The 21,655-nt window shown below is 54.6% G+C and carries 22 protein-coding genes; 10 read left to right on the top strand and 12 right to left on the bottom strand.

The window, feature by feature from the left end; translation table 11 throughout:
- The first annotated feature begins 32 nt into the window (after positions 1–32).
- The 3 genes from VGM48_RS11895 to cydB are packed head-to-tail and all read left to right on the top strand — an operon-like array spanning position 33 to position 2,980.
- Positions 33–542: a DUF2480 family protein gene (locus tag VGM48_RS11895; RefSeq protein WP_331579319.1), complete on the top strand. Its 510-nt coding sequence runs from the start codon at positions 33–35 to the stop codon at positions 540–542.
- Between the two features lie 10 nt (positions 543–552).
- The gene (locus tag VGM48_RS11890; RefSeq protein WP_331579317.1) at positions 553–1,938 is read left to right on the top strand and encodes a cytochrome ubiquinol oxidase subunit I; all 1,386 of its coding nucleotides are present in this window, start codon (positions 553–555) and stop codon (positions 1,936–1,938) included.
- 7 nt (positions 1,939–1,945) lie between these two features.
- Entirely contained in the window at positions 1,946–2,980 is a 1,035-nt protein-coding gene (gene cydB, locus VGM48_RS11885; RefSeq protein ID WP_331579315.1) for a cytochrome d ubiquinol oxidase subunit II, read from the top strand.
- On the opposite strand, the gene mgtE is transcribed toward cydB, so the two are convergent.
- The 7 genes from mgtE to dnaN form a co-directional block, all read right to left on the bottom strand.
- Positions 2,977–4,344, bottom strand: a complete 1,368-nt coding sequence (mgtE, locus tag VGM48_RS11880; protein ID WP_331579313.1) for a magnesium transporter — start codon at positions 4,342–4,344, stop codon at positions 2,977–2,979. The two genes, cydB and mgtE, sit on opposite strands and share 4 nt — an antisense overlap.
- 112 nt (positions 4,345–4,456) lie before the next feature.
- Positions 4,457–5,380: a fasciclin domain-containing protein gene (locus VGM48_RS11875; RefSeq protein WP_331579311.1), complete on the bottom strand. Its 924-nt coding sequence runs from the start codon at positions 5,378–5,380 to the stop codon at positions 4,457–4,459.
- Positions 5,381–5,423: 43 nt separating this feature from the next.
- Positions 5,424–6,506, bottom strand: coding sequence for an iron-containing alcohol dehydrogenase family protein (locus VGM48_RS11870; protein WP_331579309.1), 1,083 nt, complete (start codon positions 6,504–6,506; stop codon positions 5,424–5,426).
- A gap of 112 nt (positions 6,507–6,618) precedes the next feature.
- The gene (locus VGM48_RS11865) at positions 6,619–7,536 is read right to left on the bottom strand and encodes an ROK family protein (RefSeq protein ID WP_331579307.1); all 918 of its coding nucleotides are present in this window, start codon (positions 7,534–7,536) and stop codon (positions 6,619–6,621) included.
- 124 nt (positions 7,537–7,660) lie between these two features.
- Positions 7,661–8,386 (bottom strand): 3-deoxy-manno-octulosonate cytidylyltransferase, encoded by a 726-nt coding sequence (gene kdsB / locus VGM48_RS11860; RefSeq protein WP_331579305.1) that lies wholly within the window; start codon positions 8,384–8,386, stop codon positions 7,661–7,663.
- 28 nt (positions 8,387–8,414) lie between these two features.
- Complete coding sequence (locus tag VGM48_RS11855; RefSeq protein WP_331579303.1) at positions 8,415–9,263, bottom strand: sterol desaturase family protein; 849 nt, start codon at positions 9,261–9,263, stop codon at positions 8,415–8,417.
- Between the two features lie 31 nt (positions 9,264–9,294).
- Positions 9,295–10,410 (bottom strand): DNA polymerase III subunit beta, encoded by a 1,116-nt coding sequence (gene dnaN, locus VGM48_RS11850; RefSeq protein ID WP_331579301.1) that lies wholly within the window; start codon positions 10,408–10,410, stop codon positions 9,295–9,297.
- Between the two features lie 131 nt (positions 10,411–10,541).
- Between dnaN and VGM48_RS11845 the strand changes: the two genes are divergently transcribed.
- From VGM48_RS11845 to nagA, 3 genes are all read left to right on the top strand, one after another.
- Positions 10,542–11,006 carry a regulatory protein RecX gene (locus tag VGM48_RS11845; RefSeq protein ID WP_331579299.1) on the top strand — a complete coding sequence of 155 codons (465 nt, stop codon included), beginning with the start codon at positions 10,542–10,544 and terminating at the stop codon, positions 11,004–11,006.
- Positions 11,007–11,022: 16 nt separating this feature from the next.
- The gene (locus tag VGM48_RS11840) at positions 11,023–11,829 is read left to right on the top strand and encodes an amidohydrolase (protein WP_331579297.1); all 807 of its coding nucleotides are present in this window, start codon (positions 11,023–11,025) and stop codon (positions 11,827–11,829) included.
- 93 nt (positions 11,830–11,922) lie between these two features.
- Entirely contained in the window at positions 11,923–13,038 is a 1,116-nt protein-coding gene (nagA, locus tag VGM48_RS11835) for an N-acetylglucosamine-6-phosphate deacetylase (RefSeq protein ID WP_331579295.1), read from the top strand.
- Here nagA and VGM48_RS11830 read toward each other — a convergent pair.
- From VGM48_RS11830 to VGM48_RS11815, 4 genes are read right to left on the bottom strand one after another with little or no spacing between them, the layout of a single operon-like run.
- Positions 13,016–14,554: a S41 family peptidase gene (locus VGM48_RS11830; RefSeq protein WP_331579293.1), complete on the bottom strand. Its 1,539-nt coding sequence runs from the start codon at positions 14,552–14,554 to the stop codon at positions 13,016–13,018. The genes nagA and VGM48_RS11830 overlap by 23 nt on opposite strands.
- Before the next feature lie 8 nt (positions 14,555–14,562).
- Positions 14,563–15,600 (bottom strand): thiamine-phosphate kinase, encoded by a 1,038-nt coding sequence (gene thiL, locus VGM48_RS11825; protein WP_331579291.1) that lies wholly within the window; start codon positions 15,598–15,600, stop codon positions 14,563–14,565.
- Between the two features lie 7 nt (positions 15,601–15,607).
- Positions 15,608–16,396, bottom strand: coding sequence for an inositol monophosphatase family protein (locus VGM48_RS11820; protein WP_331579289.1), 789 nt, complete (start codon positions 16,394–16,396; stop codon positions 15,608–15,610).
- 14 nt (positions 16,397–16,410) lie between these two features.
- The gene (locus tag VGM48_RS11815) at positions 16,411–16,701 is read right to left on the bottom strand and encodes a metalloregulator ArsR/SmtB family transcription factor (RefSeq protein WP_331579287.1); all 291 of its coding nucleotides are present in this window, start codon (positions 16,699–16,701) and stop codon (positions 16,411–16,413) included.
- A gap of 68 nt (positions 16,702–16,769) precedes the next feature.
- On the opposite strand from VGM48_RS11815, the gene VGM48_RS11810 reads away from it, so the two are divergent.
- A complete protein-coding gene (locus VGM48_RS11810) occupies positions 16,770–18,062 on the top strand; it encodes a glycosyltransferase family 2 protein (RefSeq protein WP_331579285.1) in 1,293 nt (430 codons plus the stop codon).
- Here VGM48_RS11810 and VGM48_RS11805 read toward each other — a convergent pair.
- A complete protein-coding gene (locus VGM48_RS11805) occupies positions 18,057–18,761 on the bottom strand; it encodes a hypothetical protein (protein ID WP_331579283.1) in 705 nt (234 codons plus the stop codon). The genes VGM48_RS11810 and VGM48_RS11805 overlap by 6 nt on opposite strands.
- 102 nt (positions 18,762–18,863) lie before the next feature.
- On the opposite strand from VGM48_RS11805, the gene VGM48_RS11800 reads away from it, so the two are divergent.
- From VGM48_RS11800 to VGM48_RS11790, 3 genes are all read left to right on the top strand, one after another.
- Complete coding sequence (locus tag VGM48_RS11800; RefSeq protein ID WP_331579281.1) at positions 18,864–20,357, top strand: GH3 family domain-containing protein; 1,494 nt, start codon at positions 18,864–18,866, stop codon at positions 20,355–20,357.
- Positions 20,358–20,398: 41 nt separating this feature from the next.
- Positions 20,399–21,043 carry a LysE family translocator gene (locus tag VGM48_RS11795; RefSeq protein ID WP_331579279.1) on the top strand — a complete coding sequence of 215 codons (645 nt, stop codon included), beginning with the start codon at positions 20,399–20,401 and terminating at the stop codon, positions 21,041–21,043.
- 80 nt (positions 21,044–21,123) lie between these two features.
- Entirely contained in the window at positions 21,124–21,630 is a 507-nt protein-coding gene (locus VGM48_RS11790; RefSeq protein WP_331579277.1) for a hypothetical protein, read from the top strand.
- The last annotated feature ends 25 nt before the right edge of the window (positions 21,631–21,655 follow it).

Genomic DNA, 21,655 nt, shown 5'->3' with positions numbered 1-21,655 from the left:
AGTCTGGCTTTTTTTTGCCGTATCTTTGCACCGTGGCAGAAGAGATTGTCAATAAAGTAGCGCAAAGCGGCCTGTATACGCTGGATTTGGAAGAGTACTATCCCAAAGACGAGATCGTCGTCTTTGACCTGAAGCCGCTGTTGTTCATGGAGATGATCCTGAAGGAAAAGGAATTCCGCGCGGCCCTGCAAACCATCGACTGGAGCCAATACCAGGATAAGGTGTTGGCGATTACCTGTACGGTGGATACCATCATTCCCTTGTGGGCGTATATGCTGGTCGCCGTTCATGCGGAACCGTATATTAAAAATCTCTACCTCGGCGACCGTCAGACGGCGCTGCAGGAACTCTTTCTGGCCAACCTTCGCGCCATCGATGTATCGGAACTCACCGACAGACGGGTAGTTGTTAAGGGCTGCGGGGATCTTTCCGTCGGTGGATTCGCGTACCTTGAAATTGCCCGCAGGTTGCGGCCGGTTGTGAAAAGCATTCTGTATGGGGAGGCCTGCAGCAATGTCCCCATTTTTAAGAAGAAGCAGTAATTTTTCTTATATGGACGTCGAAATCCTGGCCAGGATCCAATTCGCTTTTACCATCGGGTTTCACTATATCTATCCCCCTCTCAGTATCGGTTTGGGGCTTATGCTCGTCATTCTGGAAGCGCTTTATCTGCGCACCGGCAACCGCGTCTATGAAATGGCCGTCCGTTTCTGGATCCGCATCTTCGCACTCATCTTCGGGATCGGCGTCGCTACCGGGATCATCATGGAGTTTGAATTCGGCACCAACTGGGCCACGTATTCAAAATATGTGGGCGATATCTTCGGGAGTGCGCTTGCTGCGGAAGGGATCTTTGCCTTTGCGCTGGAATCGGGTTTCCTGGGTATTCTCATCTTCGGCTGGAACCGGGTCGGGCCGCGGATCCATTTTCTTTCGACGATCATGGTTTTCCTGGGCAGCATGTTCTCGGCCGTCTGGATCGTCGTCGCCAATTCCTGGCAGCAAACCCCCGCAGGTTTCCATATTGTCGGCCAGGGACTAAATGCGCGGGCGGAGATCATCGATTTCTGGGCCATGGTCTTTAACCCGTCCAGCGTGGATCGGATACTCCATGTATGGACGGGCGCCATTCTCGCTGGCGGATTCCTTGTGCTGAGTGTCAATGCCTGGTACCTTCTTCACCGCAAACATCTCGAGATCGCAAAGCCGACCTTCAAGATCGCACTCGTCGTCGTTACTTTCTTCTCTCTGCTCCAACTCTTTTTCGGGGACCGGAGCGCCGAGGTGGTAGCTCGCTATCAGCCGGCAAAGCTGGCCGCGATGGAAGGCCATTACGACAGCTCGGGCATCGCGGATATGTTTCTCTTCGGTTATGTCGACAAGCGGCATGAAAAGACCCATGGGATCAGCATCCCCGGCGGACTTTCCTTCCTCACCTATGGAAGCTTCAAGGCGCCGGTCACAGGTCTGCGGGCCTTCAAACCCGAAGACCGCCCGTCGCAGGTGAACAGCGTCTTTCAATTCTACCATCTGATGGTCATTTGCGGAGTGACCATGATCTTTCTCTCGCTGCTCGGCTGTTGGCTCTGGTGGCGGAAAAAACTGTTTAACTACCGCTGGCTGCTCTGGGTATATGCGTTCAGCGTTCTGCTGCCGCAGATTGCGAACCAGGCGGGATGGTTCACCGCGGAGATGGGGCGGCAGCCCTGGGTAGTCTATGGGTTGCTGCGAACCTCGGATGCCCTGTCAAGGGCCGTCACGGCAAACCAGATCATTTTTTCTCTTATCCTTTTCACCATCGTCTATATCGTGCTGTTTGCGTTGTTCCTTTTTTTGCTGAACCGGAAGATCCAGCATGGGCCGGTGGACTATGGAACGAAGGAAGAGATGGAAAGCGGAGCGCGGCGGGATAACCCTTTTTTGGAGCATCAATCGTAAGAAAGCTATGCACGAATTCCTGGGTCTCGACTATAATATCTGGTGGTTTCTCGTTTTTGGGGCCGTCATCAGCGGCTATGCCATCCTCGACGGATTCGATCTCGGCGCCGGCTCTCTGCATCTCTTTCTGAAAAAAGAACAAAGCCGCCGGATCGCCATGAACGCGATCGGCCCCATCTGGGATGGGAACGAGGTTTGGCTGGTCATCGGCGGCGGCGCCCTGTTTGCCGGATTCCCCGTCGCGTATGCCGCCATCTTCTCGGCATTTTATGTCCCCTTTATGATCTTTCTCGTCGGGCTTATCTTCCGCGCCGTGTCGATCGAGTTTCGGAGTAAGGAGCCCTGGCCCTGGTGGCGAAAGGCCTGGGATATCGTCTATTGTTTTGCCTCCATCATCATTTCGCTTTCACTGGGACTGATGCTGGGGAATGTGGTCGAAGGGCTGCCGCTCAACGCGAACAGGGAATTCGCCGGGGACATCGGCTCCTTTTTCAACCCTTTTGCGATCCTTGTCGCCATCACGACCCTGGCCCTGTTTATGATGCATGGCGCCATCTTCCTGACCATGAAAACGGAGAACCGGCTGTTTGTCAAATTGCATGTCCTGGCCAATAATTTTATCGTCTTCTTTGTCGTCAGCTTTGTCATCACCACCGTGTATACGCTGCTTTATATCCCGCACCTAAGCGATTTCTTCAAGGGCCGGCCGGGTTTTTTCGTGATACCGCTGCTGATGATCCTGGCGATAGCCAATATCCCGAGACAGGTGAAGGTGGGCAAATACCGCTTTGCCTTTATCAGCAGCGCCGTCACGATATCCCTGTTGCTGATCATGGTGGCGTTGGAAGTATTCCCCTATCTGTTGTATTCTCCCGGACATCCCGAGAACAGCATTACCATCTATAACGCGGCTTCTTCCGCGCGCACCATGAAGATCCTGCTGGTGATGGCGCTTGTAGGCACCCCGCTTGTCGGGATCTATACCTCCTTTGTCTTCTGGACTTTTAAAGGGAAAGTGCAGCTGGATGAGACGAGTTACTAGAGCAATGTCCCTCTCATAATGATGTAGGCTACGCTGAAGTAGATGACGAGACCGGTTACGTCCACCAGGGTGGCGACGAACGGCGCCGAAGACGCGGCCGGGTCGGCACCCAGTCTTTTCAGGATCAGTGGCAGCGTGCTGCCGGAGACCGTGCCCCACATGACGACACCGATAAGCGAGAAAAATACGGTGGAGGCGACTTTTATCCAGTGCAGGCCATAGGTCTGGATATGCAGTTCCTGCCAGATGGCCACCCGAAGAAAACCGACAATACCGAGGATGGTGCCCAGCACCAGACCGGAAAGGATTTCCCTGCGGATTACGCGCCACCAGTCTGCAAAGCCGATCTCCCCCAGGGCCATGGCCCGGATGATAATGGAGGATGCCTGGCTGCCCGAGTTGCCGCCGCTGGAAATGATCAGCGGGATGAACAGGGCCAGTACGACGGCTTTGCTGATCTCGTCTTCGAAATGTCCCATGGCCGTGGCCGTCAGCATTTCGCCGAGGAACAGGATGATCAGCCACCCCGCGCGTTTGCGGATCAGGCTGCCGAAGGGAATGGTGTTGTAGGGCTCGTCCAACGCTTCGGAACCCCCGATCTTCTGGATCTCGCGCGTGCCTTCCGATTCCGCCAGCCGTAAGACGTCATCGAGCGTAACGATACCCAACAGGATGCCTTTGTCGTCCACCACCGGGAGGGCATACCGGCTGTGGTTGCGGAAGACGAGGATCGCCTCTTTCTGGGCGTCGTTGACTTTGAGGGCGACAAATTGGTTGTCCATGATCTCCGACACCTTTGTCAGCGGGTCTACGATCAGAAAATCCTTGATATTGACATCATCGATGAGTACACCTTTTTCGTCGATGACAAAAAGCCAGTTTAGTGTTTCGGTCGCCTGGCCCCGCTGGCGGATATACGCCAGCACCTGCTCACAAGTCTCTTCCTTTTTTATAGACACGTAATCGGGTGTCATCAATCGCCCGACGGAGCCTTCGGCGTAGCCCAGCAATTCGAGGGTCTCGGCGCGATTTTCGGGCGTGAGGATCTTTAATAGTTCTTTTACATGATTTCCCGAGAGCTCTTCCAGGAAGGCCGTGCGATCGTCAGGCTGCATGGCGTTGAGCAGTTCGGCCGCCTTCTCCTCCGGCAATGAATTGATGATCTGCTCCTGCTTTTTGCGGCGCAGGAATTTAAAGGCACGGGCTGCATGCTTGGGGTCCAGGTGCTGGAACATTTTTCCGGCCCACTGGGTATGGCGGTTTGCAAACTCGGCAATGTCGCGGGGCGTCAGCTTGTTCAGCTTGACGAAATCCGCGATCCTGTTGTGCTGGATCAGATTCTTGATATCACTGAAATTGAGCATAGATCAAAAATAACGAACCCCATTCTGTTTGGGCAAAGGAGGAATATATTATTTTACTGTTATACCTGTATGGCAAGGGGCCGCGGGGTGAGGGTCATCCTGGTCGGGGCTGCTATGGGGAGAGAACCCCGTCGGTATGATGCAGGATCAGTCCTGCACCGGATACCTGGTCGCCGCTGAGCCAATGGACCGGCAAAGGGTTCCCGTTTCCGGCAAATTGGGGAACACCATTGACGACGCTGACGGCAATATTGCTTCCGTTAAGTGTGGTGAGGGCGGACGGAAAAGTAGTGGAGAACCAGGCGCCTTTCACCACCTGATCCTGGGCCAGTGAGAGAAGGGTATCGATACTAACGGTATCGATCCGCAGACTGTCGAAGCCCGCTTGCAGCATCGCGCTGTTCACTGGGGCCAATACGGTAAAACCACCCGAAAGCAGCAGTGAGTCGTAAAGGTTGGTACGGGCGAAGACCTGGGCAAAAAGACTGAGGCTGGAGTCGGTTTGCAGCAGTTCCGTGAGCGAGTCCGCACTTGCCGGGACCAGGGTATTGAGATAATACACCGAAGCCTTACCCACCTGCACCGACTTATCCGGCGCGGTGGCGATGCCATTTAGCAGCAGGTTTCCGGCGCCGTCCCTGCCGATATAAAGGGGAACACCCAACAGGGTCGGATTGGGGGTATAGCCGGCGCTGTCGGTATTCACCGGTGAGGTCAGGTACTGATAGCGAACGATCCGGTCGGCAAGCGTGGAGCTCATCGAGTCGATGACGACCTCGGGATAGCCGGCCTGGATCAAAACAGAATTGTGGGGAATGAAAAGGATTACCGGTTCGTCATTTAGTAACACGACGTCGTTTGCCTGCAGGATCATCCGGTGAAAGAGGTTCAGATTGGTGTCGGTGTTGATCAGGGTCTGTAAGGGTGTGATCTGGACCTTTGGCGGCGGGGTCTTCTTACAGGCCAGGAAGCCGATGAGCAACAGGCTTAGCAGCCCGGGTAGCAGGTGGATTGCGAGCGAAGAGCTTTTCCTCATCGGAACCTGTTTTTAGCGTGATTAACAAACGATCCTGCCCCGGTCAGAGTTTTTCGTACAAGGCTCGCAGCCTGTCCCGGGTCATCTGTTTTTCCCAGTCTTTCCCGAGCGCATTCTCCCAGAGCGGCTTCATCACCAAAGAAACGTCGATCATGGTATTGAATTGTTCATCGGTGAGCCCTTTTGTGATATGCTGGGGGATATCGATCTTGTTCTTCCCGACCATCTTCTTAAACTCGCGGACGCCATCGGGGTAAAACTCTTCCAGCTTGTCGAAGACGATACAGTTGCCGATCCCGTGTTTGGTCCCCAGCAGATAGGCCAGGCCATAGCTTACTGCATGGGCGACGCCCACCTGGGAATAGGCGATGCTCATTCCACCGGCATAGGAGGCCATCATCAGTTTGTCATCGCTTTCCGCATCCCAACCCTGCTTTTTCACATATACCTCCTGGCAGAGCTGGAGGGCTTTTTCGCCATAGGATTTGCTAAACTCGTTGAGATAGGTTCCCTGCAGGCTTTCGATGCAATGGATATAGCAGTCCATCCCGGTATAAAAGCGTTGGTTCGCGGGGGCGTCGGCCGTCAGTTCGGGGTCGAGGACGATCTGGTCAAACGGAGTAAAGTCGGAGTTCATCCCCAGCTTCTTTGTGGGACCCGTGAGAACGGTGGTCCGGGAGACTTCCGCGCCCGTGCCGCTGAGGGTCGGGATGCCTACTTTGTAGACCCCCGGGACTTTTACCAGATCCCACCCCTGATAGTCGGCGGATGATCCGGAATTGGTCATCATCAGGGAGACGGCTTTGGCAAGATCCATGGCCGAGCCGCCGCCGATGCCTACGACGCCGCTGACGGTGCCGAATTCCTGCTTCAGTTCGCCGGCGAGCCGGTCGACATAAGATGTTTTCGGTTCGTAAGAAACGTCAGCGAAGATGAGCTTGTCCTTTCCGCGAAGGGGGATGCGGCGGGCGAGGGGTTTATTCTCAAAATAGTGGTCCAGCAGGAAGACCATCGGGGCGTCACCCTTCCGGTGAGGGGCCAGGATCTCGTCCAACTGGTTAAAGCTTCCGCGGCCATATACGACATAGCCCACCATTTTGAAATTGCGAAATTTATTCACAGCCATATCTGTCTTTTAATGGAGTTCATGAATGCGCAAGCGCATTTCATATGATATCAAATTGAGCCGCAAAGTTAGGGGAATTTGGTTGTTCTGTACCGATGCCCGGAACTACGCCCTAGAGGCTTGCGACGAGCGCGGCAGCTCCAAAAACCCCGGCGCTATCCCCAAGAGAGGGTTTTAGCAGGGGGACTTCCACGCGGTTGTTGAAGATGAAGTGGTCGAGCTCCTGCAGGCCGGTAGTATAGAGCTGGTCGATATTGCCGACGCCGCCGCCGATCACGATCACATCGGGGTCGAGCAGGTTGGTAATGACGGAGACTCCTTTGCCAAAGAAATGACAGAGGCGCCGGATCGTTTTTTCCGCGGCGGGATCGCTGCCGTCCTGATGCCGGGCGACGATCTCTTTTAGTTTTAGCGAATGGCCGGTGAGACTTTTATAGAAGCGTTCGGTGGCCGGGCCGGAAATGACCGTTTCCACGCAACCCTCTTTACCGCAGTAGCAGGGACCGCCGGATTCGTCGAGGAAATTGTGCCCCCACTCGCCGCCGATGCCGTGCCGGCCGTTCCAGATCTTGCCGTCCATCACGATGCCGCCGCCCACACCGGTGCCCATGATAATGCCAAAGACCAGCCGGGCCGAGGGCGCCGACTTACTAACGACGCCCCATTGCGTTTCCGCCAAGGCAAAGCAGTTGGCATCATTGGCCAGCTCTATCCTTAATTGAAGAGCATCGCTGACATCTTTTTTGAGGGGCTTTCCGTTGAGAACAACCGTGTTGCAATTCTTCATCGTCTGCAGGGTCGGATCGAGGACACCCGGCGTGCCGATGCCGATGGCGCCGGGCTTCAGCCCCGACGCGTTCTCCATTTCAGCGACGAGCCGGACCATCTGGCTGACGATATGTTCATATCCTTTGGATGCTTCTGTGTCTACGCGTTTCCGCAGAATGGGGGTCGGGTCGGTCATGGATTGTAAAATCACTCCTTCGATCTTCGTTCCTCCCAGATCAATTCCCCATATTGGTTGATTCATGATGCAGATGGTTCTTCGTGTACAAACCGGCGAAACCGGTTACTGGCGGCTAATTTAACGATTAACCTTTTTAGCATTTGGATAATTTTTTTTTGCAGAACGCCAGCCGATTTTTTGCAGGAACCTATAGCAATTTCGCCGCCCGTACGAGGTCTTCGGGGGTATCGATCTCGACACCCATATAAGTGGTGATCACCATTCGCATGGGGATACCGTTTTCGAGATAGCGAAGACATTCGATCTTTTCCGCGGCCTCCAACGGGCTGACCGGCCATGCGGTGAACTGCAAAAGAGCCTCCTTCCGAAAAGCGTATACGCCTATATGTTCATAGTAAATGACTGCCGCAGCCGGGTCGCGGGGATAGGGGATGACGCTGCGGCTAAAGAACAGGGCATTGTTATTTTTGTCGAGTGCAACCTTTACATAATTGGGATCATCGATAAGCCGCTGTTCTTTCAGCACCTGCACCAGGGATCCCACCTGTACCGATCGTCCCGCCTCGCCGCGGAAAACGTCGAGCAGCATTTCCAGCGGCTCCCGCCGGACAAAGGGCTCGTCACCCTGTACATTCACAACGATATCGACATCCATATCGGCGATCGCCTCGGCGATGCGGTCGCTCCCGCTTTCATGAGACCGGATACTCATCTTCGCTTTTCCGCCGTGACGGGTGATCTCCCCGTAAATGATCTCGCTGTCGGTGACGACCATCACCTCATCGAAAAGACCCGTAGCCTTTGTATTGTCGTAGGTATGGCGGATCACCGTTTTGTCGCCCAACGGTTGCATCAGCTTGGCAGGAAAACGGGTCGCCGCGTACCGGGCGGGGATCATCGCGATAATTTTCATGGGGACGAAAATACGCTATTCTCCCAACTCAGTTTGCGGGTTCGGCAGGCGCCTCATTGGTGGGCGGACGATAGGCCTGGAAGGGCATACCGAGCAAGGCATTGATCCGATTGTTCTCCACCTCCTCCGGATGTGTGTCGATGCCATACACGAGGTCTTTCGGGTCGCGTACAACCCGATAGGTTCCAAACAGCCGGTCCCAGATGGAAAAAATATTCCCGTAGTTGGTGTCTGTCAGCGGCCGGCGGTAATGGTGATGAACCTTGTGCATATTGGGGGAGACGACGATCCAGGCCAGGATCGCATCCAGCCATTTTGGGAGCGAAATATTTGCGTGGTTGAACTGTGAGAAGAGAACCGACAGGGATTGATAGAGAAAGACCAGCCAGACCGGCGAGCCGGCTACGATTACGGCGATCAGCGTAAAAAGGGCCCGGAAGAAACTCTCGCCCGGATGATGGCGGTTGGCCGTCGTAGTGTCCACCCAGGTATCGCTGTGGTGTACCAGGTGAAACTTCCAGAGCCACTTTATCTGGTGGTGGATCCAATGGATAAACCAGGCGCCGATCAGATCGAGGATCATCAGCCCGATGAGCGTAAAAGCCCAGAGCGGAAGGGGCAGCAGGTAGAGCAGCCCGGTGTGATGGGCGGTACTGTAATCGGCCGCCCGGATGATCAGTGCGGCAAAGGCGAAATTGATGATAACGGTCGTGAGGGTGAAGAACAGGTTCAGTCCTGCGTGACGCACACGACGGTAACGGAACCGGATGAGGGGAATGATCCCTTCGATGATCCAGAATAATACGAGGCCGCCGGCGAGGATCAGGCTTCGTTGATAAGAGGGAATGTGTTGGAAATAGTAGGAAAGGCTTTCCATATGGTGGCGCTTTTCCTAATTTACGACAATTCTAGCTATTCAGCATCAGCGGCATTACCAGCATCAGGACCTCTTCATTCTCGTCTTCGTCGGTGGGTTTGATGATCCCCGCTTTCGTAGGCGTGGACAACTCCATCCGGACTTCGTCGCTATCGGTGGATGCGAGCATTTCGATCAGGAAGCGGGCGTTGAAGGCGATGGCAAGGTCTTCCCCATCGTACTGGCATTTCATTCTTTCGTTTCCTTCGAAGGAGAAGTCCACGTCCTGCGCAGCCAATTGCAGTTCGCTGCCGTGGATGTTCAGGACCACCTGGTTGGTGCTTTTATTACTGAAGATGCTTACCCGGCGAAGCGCGCTTTGGAAATCATTGCGGCCTACCACCAGCTTATAGGGATTGTCGGATGGAATGACCACCTTATAATCCGGGAAGCGGGCGTCGATGAGGCGACAGCTCATCTGCGTCGTTCCGTGGGTGACAAAAAGATGATTGCTGTTATAGCTGATCGTGATCTCGTCCTCGTTGGTCGGAAGCGCGGATTTCAGCAGATTCAACGGCTTCTTGGGGACGATGAGTGAATCGTTCTTGGGGCAGGAGACGTCTTTCCGCTTGTAGCGGACCAGGCGGTGAGCATCCGTGGCTACGAATTGCAATCCGTTCTTGTCCATTTCAAAGAATACTCCGGTCATCGCGGGCCGCAGATCGTCATTGCTGACGGCGAACAGGGTCTTGTTGATGGCGGTGACGAGCGCGGAGGAGGTCGTCGTGAAGGACGTCGTCTCATCGCTGGCGGGCTCCTTGGGGAAGTTATCGGGATTCTCGCCCATCACCTTGTATTTACCGTTGTCGCTGGTCAGCTCGACCGCGAAATGCTTGTCGATATTGAAGGTAAGGGGCTGATCGGGGATGTTCTTCAGGGAGTCGATGAGGATCTTGGCGGGGATACATACCTTGCCGGTGTCCTTTGCTTCCACTTCCAGGTGCACTTTCATGACGGTTTCCAGGTCGGTTGCGACAACAGTTAACTTGTTCTTTTCCACCTCGAAGAGAAAGTCTTCCAGGATGGGGAGAACGGTATTCGCATTGATCACACCACTTATCTGTTGCAGTTGTTTCAGTAATGCCGACGAGGAAACGATAAACTTCATGGAATATATCTTTGTGGCGAAACTACTGATTTTTGCGTAATACCCAAGAGATTAGAAAAGCGTCTATTGCAGCGGGCAATGAATGTGAATTTCCTGTGACTAACTCGTAACTTTGCCACTACCAATTGATTATGATCAGACGAACGGCATTATCCCTTGAACAGGCCCTCCAGAAGGCCCGCCATTACTGTGGTTACCAGGAACGTTGCCACCGGGAGGTGCAGGAAAAGCTGTATTCTTTCGGCCTGCGGAAGAAGGATGTCGAACAGGCGATGGCGACGCTGATCGAAGAGGATTACCTCAATGAAGAGCGGTTTGCCATCCAGTATGCAGGAGGTCATTTCCGGCTAAAGTCCTGGGGGCGGGTTCGCATCCGGTATGAGCTGAAGCAAAAGCAGGTGTCCGATTATTGTATCAAAAAAGCCCTGTCGACGATCGACGAGGAAGACTATCAACGCACCCTTGAAAAATTGGCCGCGGGAAGGGTGGAATTGCTTGCCGATGAGCCGAATGTCTTTGCCCGGAAACAGAAGCTGCAGGAATTCCTGCTGCGGAAGGGGTACGAGGCGGACCGGATAGCCGCTGTCCTGAAATAATGAGTACATTGCAATTATGTCTGCTCTCACCGTTACGACCATCCAGCCCGACCTTGTGTGGGAAGATAAGACCGCCAACCTTCAGCGGCTGGAAAAACAGATCCTTTCCCTTCGGGATCCCGCCGAAGTCGTGGTTCTGCCGGAGATGTTCAGCACCGGCTTCAGCATGCGGCCGGCCGCCCTTGCCGAGCCGATGGACGGACCCACGGTCAACTGGATGCGCGAAATCGCCGCCCGGCGTAAGATCATTCTTACCGGCAGTGTGATTATCGGCGAGGAAGGCCGGTATTATAACCGGCTTATCTGGATGCTGCCGACCGGAGAATACGGCTGTTATGACAAACGTCACCGCTTTGCCTTTGCCGGCGAGGACAAGGAGTATACCGCGGGGAATAAACGCCTTATCGCGTCCGTAAAGGGCTGGCGGATATTGCTGCTGGTTTGCTACGATCTGCGCTTTCCGGTATGGAGCCGGCAGACGCCCGCCGGGGAAGTGGCCGGTGAAGAAACCCTCGAGTACGACTGTATCATCTATGTCGCCAACTGGCCCGAACGGCGGTCCCTGGCGTGGAAGACACTTTTATCCGCCCGGGCCATCGAGAACCAGGCCTTTGTGATTGGGGTCAACCGGGTCGGGATGGATGGGAACAACATCAACCACAGCGGAGATTCGATGATCATCGACCCCCTGGGGGAGATTCTCTACCATGGTGTCGGTAAGGAAGAAGTTTACACCCATACCCTGCAAAAGGACCGGCTAACGGAAGTGCGGCAACGGTTCCCTTTTTGGCGCGACGCAGATCATTTCTCAATAGAACCTTAACAGAGCGGACCACGGGTCCGCCGGCCGAAGGCCCATCATTGATGGTTTCGCGGCGAAGGGTTACTTTCGCATATAACCCAAAGTCGCGAAATCATGTCAGCAACCGCATTTATCGCCCGGGAGATCTTTACCGGCAGCGAGATCCAGACCGGAAAGGCTGTCCTTGTAAAGGACGGGAAAGTGCAGGGTATAACGGAGGCCGACGCCATTCCGGCGGGTTACCGGAAAGCGGACCTGGGCGGTTATTTGCTTGCGCCGGCCTTTCTCGATCTGCAGATCTATGGCGGGAACGGAAAGCTTTTCTCCGCCGAGATGACGACGGAGTCCCTCGAAGCCACGTATGAATATTGTCTGCAAGGCGGGTGTACGCAGTTCCAGATCACGCTGGCCACGAATTCCATCGAGAAATTTATCCGGGGCCTGGAAGTGGCGCGGGAATACCGCAATGGGGGAGGAAAGGGTCTTCTTGGCGTTCATCTCGAGGGTCCCTATATCAATCCTGTCAAGAAGGGGGCACATATTGAGAAATTCATCAAGAAGCCGGAGGAGAGTGAGATCCGGCAGCTCCTGCAAAAAGGAAAAGACATTTTTCGGATGATGACCCTCGCCCCCGAGCAGTGTGACCGGACCTGTGTCGAACTTCTCCTCAACAGCGGGATCATCTTATCGGCGGGGCACAGTAACGCAACGTATGAACAAGCCATCGACGGATTTTACCAGGGCATACCCGCCGCGACCCATCTTTTCAATGCCATGTCGCCGTTACAGGGGCGCCAGCCGGGAATGGTCGGCGCCATCTACGATAACAATGATGTCCGGTGCAGTGTAGTTTGTGACGGCGTCCATGTCGACTTTGCTTCGATCCGCATCAGCAAGAAGATCATGGGCGACCGCCTTTTCTTCATAACGGATGCCGTAGCCGAAGTCGCGTATGGCGAATACGTCCATGTGTTCAAAGGCGATCGCTATACGCTGCCCGACGGGACCCTCTCGGGTTCCTCGCTGACGATGCTCCAATGCGTACGCAACGGAGTGGAGAAATGCGGGATTCCCCTTCCCGAGGCGTTGCGGATGGCATCCCTTTATCCCGCCACGGTTTTGGGCCAGCAGGCGCAATGGGGTTCCATCCAGCCGGGCGCCCGTGCCGATCTTGTCCTGCTGGACGAAGAACTTAACTTACTTCAGGTTATTGTAGACGGTGAGCGGTGATCAACTCCTTCACCCGGGCGGTCTTGAAATCCTGTCCCTTGCCGATGGCTTCGATGGTCGGCAATGCGGGTACGTCCGGCAAAACCCCCCGGCCATTCTTCTCCCGGGTGCGGTCTACCACGAGCCGGAATCTCGGCAGCCGGAACCGGACCTTGGTATTCGGGAGGGTGACATCGGGGATCATCCACGCGGTATTGCCATAATATCCTCCGCCTGTTTCCTCGCCTACCAGCGTGACATTGGATTGTCCTTTCAACGCGCCGGCGAAAAGACAGGTCGCTGAAAAGGAGTTGCCGCCGGTGAGGATATAGACCTGTCCGTCGAAATGGAGATTTTTAAAAGGGGAATAGTGGTGCCGTTCGAAATAGCCGAAATGATATTTACCATCATTGTGCTTGCGGCTGGCTACCAGGGTCAGCAGCTCATACAGGAATCCATTGTTGATATAGCGGTCGTAGGGACTGTGACGGCGGACCGTGTACAACGAATCGGCGACCTTGAAACGCTTGTCGATCAGGTAGCGGGTAAGCAGGGTCGAAAGGGAGGCATCGCCGCCGCCGTTGCTGCGGACGTCGAGGACCAGGTTTTTCACCTTCCGGGTTTTTAATTCTTTGAAGGCGTGACGGAAAAATCCGCGCAGATGATAACCGTGTTCAAAGGTATTGAGGGTAATATAGGCGGTTTGACTGGCGCTGTCCACCTGCAGATTGCGGGTGAGCAGCAGCTCGCGCTTCTTCCGGGCGCGTTTGGATGGCGGCCGGGTCCGTTGGGCCGGCCCTTTTTCGCGCTGACCCGTTCCGGGCAACAGGACACGGCCAAGGCTTCGCCGGAAGGTATCGGCCCGGGGATCATAAAGCGGGATGCGGATGTTCTTCACCAGACCCGCGGTGTCCCGGTAGGCGATCTCAAAGGAATCGGAATAGCCGAAGAGGTCTTTGTACCAGGAACTGAAATGCAGGCCGGTGCTGAGGTATTGGTATTTGCCGGTTTGGTTGAGCCCGTCGGTTACGATATAATTGAAGAGCGTATCCGTCAGTTGTTGGGTGGTGCGGCCGTTGATACTTAACACCTGGGTGCCTCTTCTCAGGGTCATATCGCGCCGGTTAAGGTTGGCTGCGACAACCATCGTGTCGCTCCAGAACTTCAGCACCAGCGGGAACAAGGGGAGGCGGGCCGTATCCAGGTAATGTACATAGGCCTTCGAGGCCCGGACGGAGGTGTGGCCACAGTCGACTTTTGCGATGACAAAGCTCAACACGGTCCTGAACTGCGGCTCGGTCATCGAATCCCGGATGGCGGCATACCCTTCGTCGAAATAAGCGGACATGCTGTCCCTGGGAGTATACCAGTACAGGCTGGGGTGCCAGGCTTCCAGCAGGTTCCGGAACACCGTATAATCCTTGCGAAGTACTTCCGGTGCATATTTCCTGTCCGGACGAAAGCCCTTTTCCGATGCGCCGCAGGCGAATAGAAAAAGGGTGGACAACAGGCAAAAAAAAGAATAAAGTCGGTTCATCAGTAAGCTCATTTGGAGGCAAAGGCATTCCAGCCCTGTGCGGTAATGTCAAACGTATTGCCCCCCTTGGTAATGATCTTCTTGCCCTGTTCCGGTTCTGTCATATAGCCGATGACGCTGATCTGTTCGTTTAGCACCAGTTTGTCGTGATCTTCCTGGGCAATGGTGAACAATAACTCATAATCCTCCCCGCCGCTAAGCGCGCAGGCCGTCGGGTCCAGTTCGAACTTGAAGGCGGCATTGCGGGTATCCTCGGCAACCGGTATCTTCTCCTCGTAGAGAACGCAGCCGAGTTCGCTCTGGCGGCAGATATGGAGGATCTCGGAGCTCAACCCGTCGCTGATGTCCATCATCGAGGTCGGGACGACGCCGGACTGCTGGAAGAATTCGATGATGTCCTTTCGCGCCTCGGGCTTTAAGAGGCGGCCGATAACATACCGCTCATTTTCCAGGTCGGCTTTTACACCCGGGCTTTCGAGGTAGATCTTCTTTTCGCGTTCGAGCAGGATCAGACCCAGGTAGGCTGCGCCGAGATCGCCCGAACAACAAATCAGGTCGCCTTTTTTGGCGGTGCTGCGCCGGACAAACTGATCGGGGGCCACTTCACCGATGGCCGTAACCGAAATGACAAAGCCCTTTTTGGACGAGGCGGTGTCGCCGCCGACCAGATCGACCCCATAGGCTTCGCAGGCGGCATAGACTCCTTCATAAAACTGGTCCAGGGCTTCGAGGCTGAACCGGTTGCTGATACCGATACTGAGCGTGAGCTGGGTCGGGATGGCGTTCATGGCGTATACGTCGCTCAGATTCACGACCACCGATTTATAGCCCAGATGCTGCAGGGGCGTATACATCAGATCGAAATGCACTTCTTCGATCAGCAGATCGGTGGTGATCACCGTCTGGCGGCCAAAGTGGTCGATGACGGCGGCATCGTCGCCGACGCCTACCAGGGTGGAGGCGTTTTTTATTTCGATATTCGCCGTGAGATGCTCGATCAATCCAAACTCTCCCAGGGAAGAGATCTCGGTCCTGTTTTCGCTCATATTGTTTTTATTTGTTCAGGACGGCATGCCGTCCGTTCACCACGTCGACCAATTCATCATGGATCCTGCCGTTGGTGGCGATAATATGCGGTTGATAGGGAGAATACCGGGCGCCCGTGAAATCCGTAACGCGTCCCCCGGCCTCTTCTACGATCAGAAAGCCTGCCGCGCTGTCCCAGGCCTGTAGCTTGTGCTCATAAAACCCGTCGAAGCGACCGGAGGCCACCCAGCAAAGGTCCATGGCTGCCGATCCCAGCCGGCGTACCGGCACCCCGCCGCGGATCAGGCGGGAGAACACCTCCAGCGGGCCGTTGGACTGGTCGAGATAGGTATAGGGAAAGCCGGTGACGAGACAGGCGCTTGCGACCCGGGTCTCGCTGCTGACCGTGATCTTCTTGTCGTTCAGCGTGGCGCCATAGCCGCGCTGGGCAAAAAAGAATTCTTTTATAAAGGGGTTGTAGACGGCGCCCAGGATCATCTCGCCATCCTGCTCCACGGCGATCGATACGCAGCAAAGCGGAAGCCCATGTGCAAAGTTGACGGTTCCATCGATGGGGTCGATGATCCATTTATAATTGGAATCCATAACGATCTCTCCGGCCTCTTCGCTGAGGATGAAGTGATCGGGATAGTCGGTCTTGATAACTTCAAAGATCGCTTTTTCCGACGCGTGATCTGCTTCCGTGACTAAGTTATTGATGCCTTCCTTGTTGGAGATCGTGAACTCCCCCTGAAAATACCGTTGCATAACGGCAGCCCCAGCTTCGGCTGCCTTTATAAGTGTTGATTTTAGCATGGCGCAAAGATAGGCTAGTTGCCCTTCGTTTCCAGCTGCCGCAGAGAGGCAAGATATTGATTCAGTACGTCGGTGTTCAGGTGGTAACTGTAGTTCCGGCCTTCTTTTTCACCGTCGATCAACCCGGACTCAACCAGGATCTTTACATGATGGGAGATGGAAGGTTGCGCGAGTCCGACCACATCCGACAGACCCGAACATTCGCCGCACCCGCCTTTCCCGGAGATGTAGTGCAGGATCTTGAGGCGGTTGCTGTCTCCCAGGGCCTTGGATATTTTCTCGACTTGTTTGAGCGTTAATGTCATCACATTGATATTTGCGCGAATGGGCTGTCGTTCCATTGACAAATGCAAATGTATCAATTTTTCCGCATGTGTGCAAAATAAACGTAATTCGCGAGAAGAAGCGTGCAACCATGATCCTTTCGGTCATCATCGTCAATTACCGGGTAAAGTATTTTCTGGAGCTTTGTCTGCATTCCGTCGGGAAGGCGATAAGGGGATTGGATGCGGAGATCATCGTCGTCGACAATCATTCGGGCGACGACAGCCTGGCCTATCTCGGGCCGCGTTTTCCGGGTGTGAAATTCCTGGCAAGCCCGGAGAACGTAGGATTTGCCCGGGCGAATAACCTTGCCCTCGGCGAGGCGAAGGGCGAATATATCCTCTTTCTCAACCCGGATACGATCCTTCCCGAAGATGCCGCCACGCATTGTCTGGCTTTTCTGAGGGCGACCCCCCGCATCGGCGGCCTGGGCGTACGGATGATCGATGGCGGCGGACATTTCTTGAAAGAATCCCGGCGGGGTTTCCCAACGCCCTGGGTCGGTTTTTGCAAGCTTACCGGCCTTGCCGCGCTTTTTCCCCGCAGCCGTTTCTTCTCCGGGTATTATCTGGGATATCTGCCGGCGGATGCCGCGCATCCCGCACCGGTGCTCTCGGGCGCCTGTCTTTGGGTGAGCCGGGCCATCCTTGGGGAGGTCGGGTCTTTTGATGAGCAATTCTTTCTCTATGCCGAGGACATCGACCTTAGTTTTCGGATAGGGCAGGCCGGGTATGCGAATTACTACACACCGGGGGTTACGATCGTCCATTTCAAGGGGGAAAGCACCCGGAAGGACATCGCTTATGTCCGGCAATTCTACCGGGCGATGCGGCAGTTTCGCCGCAAGCATTTCAACAAGCGACTGCCGGCCTTTTTCAACTGGGGTATCCAGGCGGCCATCCGGCTGCGGGAGGTTTGGGCCGCAGCGGGGAAGCGCATCGGCGACGGGCCGGAGCCGGGGATGCAAGACGCGCCGGGAAGCAGGATAGGAGGCGGGCAGGGGGAAGAGATTGGCGTTGCGCCGGACCGGGTCAAAGGCGGTGGTGTCCGCATCTTTGTCCGGGGCGAGGCGGAGGAGGTGTTGCTTTGTGAGGGGGAGCGGTTTTCCTTTCGCGAGGGCATCGGGTGGCTGGAGGAAAACGGAAGGGCGGGTAGCCGCCGGGTATGGTTTCATGCCGCGGGTAGTGATTCGGCTGTTGGCAGTCCGGACCGGAACGACCGCGGAACGGTATTTACATTCGAGCCCTCGCCCGGCGAGCAGCCGTTGGACGAGTCTCCGGCAGATGAGCCATCGGACGGCGTATCTCCGGCAGCCAGGCGACCCGCAACCGGCGGGCTATAAAGGCAGCTCGCTGTCTTTTAGCAGGGCTTCCAGCCGGCGCCGGGTGAAGAGCCAGCCACCAAGGAGGACCGCATCCCAGAAGAGCACCCAGGCATAGGCCAGTCCTTCATCGGGTTCATAGTGCCGCAGCCAACTGTCGAGCAGCTGGGTCAGGTGGTGATGAACCCAGATGGGAGCAAACAGAAAGAGGGGGAAATAGATAAACTTTGCGCCCCAGCTGGGCAGGAGAATAAAGATGCGGATAAGCGGCGGGACGGCGATGATCAGAATGATCAGCAGCGCGATGACGGCGATCAGGTGGGGATAGGTGCGATCCATCCGCGAGAAAAGCAGCTTTAATCCGATGGTCAGGTCCCCGCCGCCAGAGACCGCGGCGATGAGCAACCCCATCGGCAGGGCCGCCAGGACCAGGTTACAGCCGAGCGATTGATCGGCTAGGCTTTCCCGGTTGGCCATTTTTATCCAGCCGATCCAGATGACCAGGAAGTTTATGATCGGACCCGCCAGGGTCGCCACCGCCCGTTGTCCGTTGGAGGCTGAAATACCGGCCGCGAATTCCCAGCGATCGAATCCATGTGGTCCCCATTTCCCGCTAACCAGGGCCGCTGCGGCGGTATGGGCCCATTCGTGTATTTCCATTACAAAGAAGGTAAGACAGAGGAAGGACAGGATATAAATGGGGGTTAGTTTCAGTCTCATAAATAAATGTAACAAAAATATCATCCAAAACGTTAATTTCGCCGCATACCAAATGACAAGGGTTTCTCAATGGCGCTGATTGAAATTCAATTACCTAAATCTTTGGCTAAGGCTCTAAGGCTGCCCCAGAAATCACCCCGGCGGCAGCAATTAAAGGTATTACGGAAATTACTTAAAAAAGCAAGATTCACCGAGTTTGGTCAGCAATACCGATTCGATGAGATCCTTTTGAACCGCCATCCCGGAAAGAAATTTCAGGAGATGGTTCCCACGTTTGACTACAACAGCATTCACGACGCCTGGTGGTATCAGACCCTCGAAGGGAAAGCGGATGTGTGCTGGCCGGGAAAGATAAAGTTCTATGCGCTTTCTTCCGGCACTTCGGAAGCGGGCAGCAAATATATTCCGATCACCAACGATCTGTTGCGGGGCAACCGCATCATCATGGTCAAACAACTGCTTACGCTGCGCAACTACCGGGATATCCCGGTAAAGAGCATCGGCAAAGGCTGGTTGATGATCGGCGGCAGTACCAGCCTGCAGAAGGGCGCGGGATATTATTCCGGGGATCTCAGCGGCATCACGGCCCGCAAGGTCCCTTTCTGGTTTCAGCCGTTTTATAAGCCGGGAAGGAAGGTCGCGCGAACGCAGGACTGGACAAAAAAGCTGGAAGAGGTAGTGCGGCTCGCACCACAGTGGGATATCGGCTTTGTGGTCGGGGTCCCGGGCTGGATCCAGCTATGTATGGAGAAGATCATCGAAAAGTACAACCTCAAAAACATCCACGAGATCTGGCCCAACCTGGGCTTTTTCGTACACGGCGGGGTTTCTTTCGAGCCGTACAAGAAGGGCTTTGAAAAATTGCTGGGGAAGCCCCTTACCTATATCGAAACCTATCTTGCCTCCGAGGGGTTTATCGCTTACCAGGATGCACAGAATGCGACGGGGATGAAACTGGCAACCAACCAGCATATCTTTTTTGAGTTTGTGCCGTTCGATAATAAGAATTTCGATGTTGACGGCAACCTGGTAGAAAATCCCGAAGCCTATATGATCCATGAAGTGGAAGAGGGAAAGGACTATGCCCTGCTGCTCAGCACGAGCGCGGGCGCCTGGCGGTATCTTATCGGGGATACGGTGAGGTTTGTGGACAAGGAACGCTGCGAGATCATTATCACCGGGAGGACCAAACATTTCCTTAGCCTGGTCGGCGAGCATCTCAGCGTCGACAATATGAACAAGGCGATACAGCTGGTGGTGGAGGAAATGAATATCTCCATTCGCGAGTTTGCGGTTGCCGGTATTCCGCATGGTCTCTTTTTTGCACATCAATGGTGGTTGGCCAGCAACGACCCGGTGGATGAGCAGCTGATCCGTCAGAAGATAGACAAGAAGCTGAAAGAACTGAACGACGACTATGCGGTCGAACGGGACAGCGCACTGAAAGATATTTATGTAAAAGTGCTGCCGGAAGAAAAATTCATGGAATTCATGCGCCTTAAAGGAAAGATAGGCGGTCAACATAAATTCCCCCGGGTGTTAAAGGGAAAAATGCTGCTGGACTGGCAAAAATTTCTGGAGACGGGAAGCATTTAAGATTGCCCGGACAGGTGTCCGGTTAGAGAAAAGATTATATCATGTTGAAGGCCGTTTTAACAGGACTGACCCTGGGGTTTGCGCTTGCCTTATCGGTTGGGCCGATCATTTTTACCATCATCAAGCAAAGTCTTGACAACGGCCATAAGGGCGGTTTCAGCTTTGTCGCCGGCGTATGGATCAGTGATATCCTGCTGGTCTTCCTCAGCAATACGCTCACGGCGGTCGTTTCTTCGCTCGACGAGCACAAACAGGTGGTGGGTGCTCTCGGCGGCAGCTTTCTCGTTCTCATGGGCCTCTACTTCTTCTTTTTTAAGAAAGTGAGCCTCGCCAAGGATATGGATGGTCCGCAGGCGCGTTTCCGTAAACGGGACGTCGCCCGCATCTTTGCTTCGGGCTTTATCATCAACACGCTGAATCCGGGCGTGATCTTTTTCTGGCTGGGGAATACGACGCTGCTCGCCGCCAGCTATACCTTCAACGAACGGATCGTTATTTTTTCTATCTGTCTGCTGGTCAATATGAGCGCAGATGTCGGCAAAGTGATGATGGCGGGAAAGTTGCGGAACAAACTGACGATAAAAATGCTGTCGGTGATCAACAAGATCGCGGGGGCATTGTTAATCATCTTTGGAGTTGTGCTGGCCTATGAGGTTCTTTTCCTGCATAAAATAAATGCGCATTAACATCTGAGTTGCAATTGATCTTTGTATGTTTGACCCGAACCGGATGGTGTCCTTATCTTTTGATTCCTACTGTTACTGCTATGCGCAAAATTGTCATATTACTCCTTTGTATCATCCCATTTCTGAGCCAGGCTCAAAATGATGTTCTCGTCCTGACGAGAAGAGGCATGCACGTCCGCGCCTTTACCGTCGGCGATCCCTTCACTTTTGAAACGGTCTATGGTCAATGGTTTACCGGCACGATCGACGATCTTCGCCGGGATACGGTATACATGAACGGTGCAGCCTTTAGTTATAAGGAGATCGACGCTATCGAACGGGATAGACAGGGGCTTAACAAATGGACCGGGTATAGCAATCGCGGCACGGGTATTCTGCTGACCGCCGCGGGAGCGGGGCTGTTTGCGATCGGGGCCATCAACGGCGCCCGGCGTGGCGATAAAGCAAAGGAATGGTTTACGACATCCGGGTATATCGTGGGCGGAGGGCTCATCGCTACCGGGGTATATTTGATCGCCAGCGTAAAAAAATTTTACCGGCTCGGGGGGAGATACAAGCTGCAATATTTGCAGATCGGGCGGCGCTAGGGTATATTGCAGGCGTAAAATTACC

The organism is Puia sp. (assembly GCF_036500295.1).
GTDB lineage: Bacteria > Bacteroidota > Bacteroidia > Chitinophagales > Chitinophagaceae > Puia.
This window is presented reverse-complemented; position numbering and strand designations above follow the sequence as displayed.

Excerpts from the sequence above, each read along its gene's own strand:
- mgtE (WP_331579313.1), bottom strand. The coding sequence starts at position 4,344 with ATGCTCAATTTCAGTGATATCAAGAATCTGATCCAGCACAACAGGATC.
- VGM48_RS11890 (WP_331579317.1), top strand. The coding sequence starts at position 553 with ATGGACGTCGAAATCCTGGCCAGGATCCAATTCGCTTTTACCATCGGG.
- VGM48_RS11840 (WP_331579297.1), top strand. The coding sequence starts at position 11,023 with ATGTCTGCTCTCACCGTTACGACCATCCAGCCCGACCTTGTGTGGGAA.
- dnaN (WP_331579301.1), bottom strand. The coding sequence starts at position 10,410 with ATGAAGTTTATCGTTTCCTCGTCGGCATTACTGAAACAACTGCAACAG.
- thiL (WP_331579291.1), bottom strand. The coding sequence starts at position 15,600 with ATGAGCGAAAACAGGACCGAGATCTCTTCCCTGGGAGAGTTTGGATTG.
- VGM48_RS11870 (WP_331579309.1), bottom strand. The coding sequence starts at position 6,506 with ATGGCTGTGAATAAATTTCGCAATTTCAAAATGGTGGGCTATGTCGTA.
- nagA (WP_331579295.1), top strand. The coding sequence starts at position 11,923 with ATGTCAGCAACCGCATTTATCGCCCGGGAGATCTTTACCGGCAGCGAG.
- VGM48_RS11855 (WP_331579303.1), bottom strand. The coding sequence starts at position 9,263 with ATGGAAAGCCTTTCCTACTATTTCCAACACATTCCCTCTTATCAACGA.
- kdsB (WP_331579305.1), bottom strand. The coding sequence starts at position 8,386 with ATGAAAATTATCGCGATGATCCCCGCCCGGTACGCGGCGACCCGTTTT.
- VGM48_RS11790 (WP_331579277.1), top strand. The coding sequence starts at position 21,124 with ATGCGCAAAATTGTCATATTACTCCTTTGTATCATCCCATTTCTGAGC.
- VGM48_RS11845 (WP_331579299.1), top strand. The coding sequence starts at position 10,542 with ATGATCAGACGAACGGCATTATCCCTTGAACAGGCCCTCCAGAAGGCC.
- VGM48_RS11820 (WP_331579289.1), bottom strand. The coding sequence starts at position 16,396 with ATGCTAAAATCAACACTTATAAAGGCAGCCGAAGCTGGGGCTGCCGTT.
- VGM48_RS11815 (WP_331579287.1), bottom strand. The coding sequence starts at position 16,701 with ATGACATTAACGCTCAAACAAGTCGAGAAAATATCCAAGGCCCTGGGA.
- VGM48_RS11875 (WP_331579311.1), bottom strand. The coding sequence starts at position 5,380 with ATGAGGAAAAGCTCTTCGCTCGCAATCCACCTGCTACCCGGGCTGCTA.
- VGM48_RS11830 (WP_331579293.1), bottom strand. The coding sequence starts at position 14,554 with ATGAACCGACTTTATTCTTTTTTTTGCCTGTTGTCCACCCTTTTTCTA.
- VGM48_RS11795 (WP_331579279.1), top strand. The coding sequence starts at position 20,399 with ATGTTGAAGGCCGTTTTAACAGGACTGACCCTGGGGTTTGCGCTTGCC.
- cydB (WP_331579315.1), top strand. The coding sequence starts at position 1,946 with ATGCACGAATTCCTGGGTCTCGACTATAATATCTGGTGGTTTCTCGTT.
- VGM48_RS11805 (WP_331579283.1), bottom strand. The coding sequence starts at position 18,761 with ATGAGACTGAAACTAACCCCCATTTATATCCTGTCCTTCCTCTGTCTT.
- VGM48_RS11865 (WP_331579307.1), bottom strand. The coding sequence starts at position 7,536 with ATGAATCAACCAATATGGGGAATTGATCTGGGAGGAACGAAGATCGAA.